The following is a 1,813-nucleotide window of genomic DNA, read 5'->3' as shown; positions in this document are numbered from 1 at the left end:
CTCCCGCCGATGCCTTGCGGTTAGGCATCGGCATGGTTCACCAGCATTTCGTGCTGGTGTCGAACTTCACCGTGCTCGAAAACATCATCGTCGGCAGTGCCGATGTCGGGTTGCTGCTGAGGAAGGCCGATGCCCGCCGCAGGGTTCTCGGCCTCTGCAGGGACTGCGGCATCGACATCGACCTCGATCGCGAAATCTGGCAATTGTCGGTCGGTGAACAGCAATGGGTGGAAATCCTCAAAGCACTCTATTTCGGTGCCGAGCTGCTGATCCTGGACGAACCGACGGCGGTCCTGACGCCGCAGCAATCCGACCAGCTCTTCGTCATCCTTGATGGGATGCGCAAGCGTGGATTGTCGATTGTCCTGATCAGTCACAAGCTGCGCGAGGTGATGCAATCCGACAGGGTCACCATCCTGCGCAAAGGCAAGGTCGTCGCTACGGTGGACACCGCCAATACGACAGCCGAGGCGATTACCGCCCTCATGGTCGGGCACAAGGTGACGAAAAACGTCAGGGACAATTCCGTCACGCCGGCGGGAGAAATCCTCTCGGTCGAAAAGGTGTCGGCGGTTGGCGAATGGGGCGAGGATGTCCTCAAGGACGTGACGTTTACCGTCGCCGCCAACGAGGTTCTCGGGCTGGCTGGCGTTGCCGGCAACGGCCAGAAGGAACTGTTCGAGGTACTGATGGGAGTCCGCGCGCTTCAATCGGGCGGTTTCTCGCTGGAAGGAAGCCCGGTCACCGCGCCGACGTCTCGCCAGATTCTCGACAGCGGCGTGGGTTTCATTCCGGACGATCGTTTCCTCGAAGGGTTGATCCCGGAGTTCGGAACCGCCGAAAACCTTGTCCTCGGCTGGCAGCGATCGCCGGAATATTGTCGTGGTCCGTTCCTCGATCGCCGCAAACTGGCTGAGTTGGCGAGGCGCAAGATCGACGAATACAAGGTCGCGACCGCCTCGGCGGACCTCCCGGTGGAGCGACTGTCGGGGGGCAACGCGCAGCGTGTCATTCTTGCCCGCGAGTTCCAGCATGCGCGGCGGCTGTTGCTGGCCAACCAGCCGACGCGAGGGCTCGACGTTGCGGCCTCCGAATTCGTCTACGAGAAAATCCTGGAAAAGCGGGCCGCGGGCTTTGCGATCCTCCTGGCCTCAGAGGAACTCGAAGACCTGCTGCGCCTTTGCGATCGCATAGCGGTCATGTTCAAGGGCCGGATCATGGGCATCGTGCGACCCGAGGAGACCAGCCTCCTCGAACTTGGAATGATGATGGCAGGCGATGCCAGCCAGCTTACGCAGGGAATTCAATGATTTCATTTCAACGACGCTCGGGCAGCAGCCTGGGATGGAACGTCGTCTGCTATTCGGCGGCGATATCAGGTGCTCTCCTGGCTTCCGCTGTTTTGCTGAGGCTTTCCGGCGGCGATCCTGCAAGGGCCTTCACGGCCCTGATCGTCGGCGCATTCGGCAGCCAAGGCGCATTGCTCGGTTCGCTGGCGAAGGCGACCCCGCTGTTGCTTGTCGGGCTGGGCACGGTGTTCGCATTCAGGGCCAAGATCTGGAACATCGGCCAGGAGGGGCAGGTGTTCGCCGGCGCGATGGCCGCCTATTGGGTGAGTTTCTGGATAGCGCCATTGCCAGGCTGGCTGGCCGTCTGCACACTCGCGCTGGCCGGAATGGCGGGCGGCGGCGTGCTCGGCCTGTTTGCCGGCGCACTGAAAACCAGGTTCGGCACCAGCGAGATCATTTCGACGGTGATGCTGAATTACGTCGTCATGTACCTGCTCGCCTACCTTCTCGATGGCGGCCCCTGG

General features: G+C 61.7%; 1 protein-coding gene and 1 pseudogene. Both read left to right on the top strand.

Annotated elements, in window-relative coordinates; all coding sequences use genetic code 11:
- On the top strand, window positions 1-1,310 hold a 1,310-nt coding region (locus EN994_RS29670), incomplete at its 5' end, for an ABC transporter ATP-binding protein (RefSeq protein WP_164746335.1).
- A pseudogene (locus EN994_RS29665) lies at window positions 1,307-1,813 on the top strand (ABC transporter permease); the annotation flags it as partial. The gene EN994_RS29670 and the pseudogene EN994_RS29665, both read left to right, overlap by 4 nt.

The sequence above is a fragment of the Mesorhizobium sp. M7A.F.Ca.CA.002.09.1.1 genome, from assembly GCF_003998555.1.
Lineage (GTDB): Bacteria > Pseudomonadota > Alphaproteobacteria > Rhizobiales > Rhizobiaceae > Mesorhizobium > Mesorhizobium ciceri.
Note: the sequence above shows the minus strand (reverse complement) of the source record. Positions and strands in the feature narration are given on the sequence as shown.